We start from the raw sequence: 5,277 nt of genomic DNA on the forward strand, positions 1-5,277 counted from the left end.
AACAGTCGCTATCTTCATGATGAACGCTCCTTTGCCGTGGACGTCACGACCGCTCCACTCTGGCATAAACCTCTCGCTGCGTAGCGGGAGTCGTCCATCACATCAGAGCCCTTTGCACCAGGGTCGCGATCTGGTCGGCGGACATCGCACCGAGATAGATGCGGAACTCGTCTATCGATCCGCTGAAGTAGGGATGGGCCGAGTTCTGCGAACGTCCGATCCAGTTCTGCGCGGTGTCGCCGATGCGCCATGGCGTGAACACAACGTCACTCGAGCTGCCGACCGCGTTACCGTTCACGTAGAGTGTCGCCGTCGTCGCCGAAAGCGTGACCGCAACGTGCGCCCACTGGCCCGTTGGCAATGCCGCATTGCCGTATACGGCGAGTTCGCCGTGGACGCCGTTGAGCGTGATACCAAATTGCACATAGCCGGACGTGCCCTTCGGCGACAAATACATGTAGCGCCCCGTCCCCGAGCCGAAATCGAACACGCGGGCCGATGACGCCCCGCCGTTACCGTTCCAATAGACCCAGGCGGCGATCGTAAAGTCGGATACGTTAACCACAATGTCATTCGGCAGGCTCACGTAGCCGGTCGAGCCGTCGAGCGCTACGGAATTGCTGACTTTGCCAGCTACGTGCGTGACGCCGCCCTCGAGCGTGCCTGCATTGCCATTGCCGCTCGAATCAGCCGCGCTCGTGCCGCTCGTCTCGTCGAACGTCAGATAGGTCTGCAACTGGATCGCCGTGACCGCGACGGCTTCGCTCGAGTTCGAACTCGCGCCCGATGCTGTCTGGGCGCTTACCACGTAGTACCACGTGCCTGTGTCCGGAGAGTCGGTGTAGGTCAGCGGGTCGACAATGCCGCTCGCAACCGTGCTATAAGAACCGCCCGAGGTCGAACTGCGCTGTACGTTGTAGCTCGTGGCATTTGCGACGCCCCACCATGACAGTACGACCTGCCCGGCACTCGGGTAGGCCGTCAGGCCGCTCGGCGCGCTCGCGGGCGTCACCGGATCGACGGTGCACGTGAGCGTGCCGTAACCGAGCTGGTCGTATCCTCCGCTGGACGTGCCGTAGTTGCCGCCGCCGCCCTCGGGCTGGATCTGCAGCGCGAACTTCTCCGACCATGGCGCCGCCAGGCCCAGGCGATTCACGTAATGGTTATAAACGAGCGCCCAGCAAGGCCGAATGGTGCCTTGCGAAGTCGTCGAAAACTCCGTCTGCGTGACGTCGACGTTGGAGTACGTCACGTATGGCACCGTGTAGTAAGTCGTCCCGTCCGGCTCCAGCAGGTTCCCCTTCGCGACATATTCGGCACCGGAGAGAAAGCGGTTGTTGTCGTGGCCGTAGAGGTCGACGCCCTGATTCCAGGCCATCTCGCAGATCGCCCCACCGAGGGCGATGCCGAGCGTGTTGTGCCCCTGGTCGCGCCCACTCTCCTGCCATTGCCCCAGGTAGCCGGGATGCAAGTAATAGACCGCCTGCGCAATCGCACCGTTGCCGGTGCCCTTCAGGAAGTAATTCACTGCCTCGTCGAAGAGCGCCTGGTTATCGCAAAGCACGCCGATCGCCATGACCGATGCGATGTTGCAGAGATCCCAGTTGGCCCAGTAATGCGTGATCTCCGTGTTGTTGTGCCCGTTCAGGTAGTCGTAGTTGATCGGGTAGAAGATGTTGAGCATCATTGACTGGAACGCCGCAAAATCGGACGACGCCCAATTCGAATAGCCGCGCATGATTTCGCCGGCGTTTGCGAACTCGTAGCCGTAAATGCCTGCCGCGAGATCGACGTTCGTGTCGCCAGTGAGCTCCTGCAACGTGGAAGACCAGGCGTTCATGATCTGGACCGCCTTGTCGGCATAGGCGGTATCGCCCGTGATCTGCCAGCGCAGCGCGCATGCGTAGGCGGCCGCGATATCGTTGTACAAAACAGAATAGTTTTGCGTACCGGTGCCGCCGCGGGTGACTTCGACTTGCGGACGCGCCGTGTATGACAGGCTCGCGTGACTGTTGGCGGTCAGCAGATTCCAGCTGTCGTACCAAGGCGATGTCTGCGCCGCGACTTTCTGCGCCATCCGGTCGAAGTCGGCCTGCGTATGCAGCAAGCCCGGATGAACGAAGCTGCCGCTCGTCGTCACATCCGAATCGCCTGTTGCGACTTCGGCGAGCCCCGTAGTCGGTGTGCTTGAGGTCTTCGCACTACGAACCGCTGCAGCATCGGTGCCGGATGAGCCTTCGCCCCCGCCGCATGCCGATAGCGCGAGCGCGCCAAGGCTGTATAGGAAGGTGCGCCGCGAAATCCCCTGGCTTTGCTCGTTGATGTCCTTGATGTCGTCCATGTTCGCCTTTCCGTGATTGAAACTTCGTTGGGGTGAGAGATGCTGGCAGATGACTCGCGCCTGGACACGGGTGGCACGGCACGCGCCACCACGAATCCATGACGTGCGACCCGGCTAATCCAGGCGATGCCTGGCCGATGCGTGTCCGAGTGTGGCGAGGATGGTATTGGTGAGTTCGAGCAGCGCCGAGTGATAGTCAGCGGGCACTCGCACATCGTCCATCAGCGACAGCGTCTCTTCAATGCCCTGCCGGAATGACTCGGTGGTCTCGGTCCGCTGCACCATCGCGAGCTGCGGCAGGACTGCATTCAGAAACTTGCCCAGCACCATCGCCCGCGCGCCAAGTACGCTCATGGTTTTCGTGTTGGCGGTCACGACCCTGTTCATCTGTTCAAGCGCGTCGTTGACATTGTCCATTTTTCCGCTCCTCTCAGAATGCCTGCCAGTCGTCAGCACTGCTGCCGGTCGCAACCAGTGTGGTCGTGCCTGGGGTAACCAGGGGCGCCGTCTCTGGCCTTGTCAACGTGGCAGGACGTGACGTGCGAGCCTTCGGTGCCGGCCGGCGCGGTTCGCTCCGCGGAGCCATCACGCGTGACGCGGAGGCGCCCCGATCGTCAACCTTGAAGACGGCCACGGCGTCACGCAACGCCTTGGCCTGCTCGGCCATCGATTGCGCTGCCGCCGAGGCTTGCTCGACCAGCGCCGCGTTCTGCTGGGTCACCTCATCCATCTGGGTGACGGCCGTATTGACCTGTCCGATGCCGGTGCTCTGTTCTTCCGATGCTGCCGCGATCTCGCTCATGATGTCGGTCACGCGCTGCACCGACTGGACAATTTCGTTAATCGTGCTACCCGCTTCCTCAACGAGCTTCGAGCCGGCGTCCACCCGGGTCACCGATTCGCCGATCAGATCCTTGATTTCCTTGGCGGCGGTCGCGCTGCGCTGGGCGAGCGTGCGGACCTCGCCAGCCACGACGGCAAAACCCCGCCCCTGTTCGCCAGCGCGGGCCGCCTCGACCGCGGCATTGAGCGCGAGGATGTTGGTCTGGAACGCGATGCCTTCAATCACGCTGATGATCTCGGCCACCTTGGCTGAGCTATCGGAGATTCCGTGCATCGTCTCGACTACGTGTCCGATCACTTCCCCGCCGCGTTGCGCGACGCCCGACGCCGTAGTGGCCAGCGTGGTCGCCTGCTTCGCGTTGTCGGCGTTCTGGCGAACCGTCGAAGTCAGTTCTTCCATGGACGAGGCGGTTTCCTCCAGCGAGGCGGCCTGCTCTTCGGTCCGTTGCGACAGGTCCAGGTTGCCGGCCGAGATCTCCTGCGCGGCGGTATCGATCGACCGGGAACCCTCCCGCACGACACTGATCGTTTGCACCAGTTTGCCTTGCATCGCCTGCAGGCCGCTCATCAACTGCCCCATCTCGTCGCGCGTGCGAACCTCGACGCGCGTCGTCAGGTCGCCATCGGCAATCGCCCTGAAATGGACCAGTGCCTGGGCGAGGGGCGCGCCGATCGCGCGCTGCAGCGACCACCATGCGAGCGCTGCCGCACCAAGCGCCACCAGAATCCCGGCGATGGCGACACCGACGAACCCGTGGAAGCGGGCCTGCGCGGCCTCAAACGTCGCTTGCGCCGCTGTGACCTGGATCCTGTCAAGTGCATCCATGCCGTCAGTCACAGCGATGAACAGCGACGGCGGTTGGTGCAAGGTGACTTCGGCGAGCTTCGCCACGTCATGAGCGGCGATCGCGCTGAACATCGGTTCCATGCCATCCGAGATGAGCTTCTCGAGCCTCGCATTCACGTCGGCTGCGCGCCGCTCCTCGTCAGGTCCGGAGAATGGCAGCGCGCGATACGCGTCCCACGCCTTCTTCGTCGCAGTAAGCAGATCACGAGCGTTCTGCATCCATTGGGGTACGTCTGGACTGGTCGGATCAAGCGCGATGCGAAACAACCAGATGCGGGTTCTCGCTACCGAAACGCTCGCCTGACCGAGCGCCTCCGCGGAGGCCAGCCGGCTGGAATAAAGCTCTTGTATATCGCTGTTGCTCATCGACACGCCGACGATGCCGATGACGCCGCCGATGATCAGCAACACGCTGAGAAAACCCATCGCCAGCGCCAGGCGGACACGGATACTTAGATTCTTGAGCATAAGGATAGAAGAATTAAAAGGGAACCCGATGACGGGGCGTGCGCAGACCGAACGGAACCGCGCAGGCACTCAGCTGGCTCGGGCGTGGACGGAAGGCCGTTTTTCTCACATAGCGAGAATTCGTCTGGTACACTGGTATACGGCGTTAACCCCCTACACCTTGAATGGTTTTTCACGCAATATGGAGGTGCCGTCAGGAGGTTCTGTCGCAGTAAGGCGATTTGAGTGAACGATAGCTATATGATGAGGATTGCTTACATCGCCAGCGAGTAGAATTGCTGGGCGGCCGATGGCTTGAGTTTGCCGGCGTCTTTCATCTGCCGCTTTGCGCTCATATGCATGAGTTCAATCCCACTCAACAAGATGCGGGCACAACGAAAATCCTTGAATCCCAACATGGGGTCGGGTGCGGTGCTTGATCGCCCGATGGTCTTGTTCCACGATCTTGTTGAGATTCTTAGCCTGGCAGATCTTGATGGGCGTCTCACGCTCGGCGTTCACCGCGTGCAGCCCGTCGAGATTGGCGCCACTCTTGTCGATGGTTACGGTTTCGGGCACGCCATTCTGATCGACGGCCTTTTCGAAGTACCGTCGGTTCGCTTCCTTGTCCCGCCTGGCTCGCAGCAGGAAGTCTACCGTCTCGCCCGCCTTGTCCACGGTGCGGTACAGATACTGATATGACTTTCCCTGTCAATCGGGATATTGATTTTTCGCTTTTCCGTAGGCGCTAGAATTCCCTGAGGGCGGCGTAGCAGTAAGGTCGACGGTGGATCACACT

The 5,277-nt window shown here is 61.4% G+C and carries 3 protein-coding genes and 1 pseudogene; all 4 read right to left on the bottom strand.

All coding sequences use genetic code 11. The annotated features are described in order from the left end of the window. Window positions 1-97: 97 nt before the first annotated feature. Complete coding sequence (locus HV744_RS35960) at window positions 98-2,341, bottom strand: LamG-like jellyroll fold domain-containing protein (RefSeq protein ID WP_175154001.1); 2,244 nt, start codon at window positions 2,339-2,341, stop codon at window positions 98-100. Between the two features lie 114 nt (window positions 2,342-2,455). Continuing rightward, window positions 2,456-2,758: a hypothetical protein gene (locus tag HV744_RS35965; RefSeq protein WP_175154002.1), complete on the bottom strand. Its 303-nt coding sequence runs from the start codon at window positions 2,756-2,758 to the stop codon at window positions 2,456-2,458. A 13-nt stretch (window positions 2,759-2,771) separates the two neighbouring features. Further along, complete coding sequence (locus HV744_RS35970; protein ID WP_175154003.1) at window positions 2,772-4,499, bottom strand: methyl-accepting chemotaxis protein; 1,728 nt, start codon at window positions 4,497-4,499, stop codon at window positions 2,772-2,774. A 254-nt stretch (window positions 4,500-4,753) separates the two neighbouring features. Next, window positions 4,754-5,177 (bottom strand): annotated as a pseudogene (locus HV744_RS35975) (DDE-type integrase/transposase/recombinase); the annotation flags it as partial. Between the last annotated feature and the right edge of the window lie 100 nt (window positions 5,178-5,277).

Source organism: Paraburkholderia ultramafica (assembly GCF_902859915.1).
GTDB lineage: Bacteria > Pseudomonadota > Gammaproteobacteria > Burkholderiales > Burkholderiaceae > Paraburkholderia > Paraburkholderia ultramafica.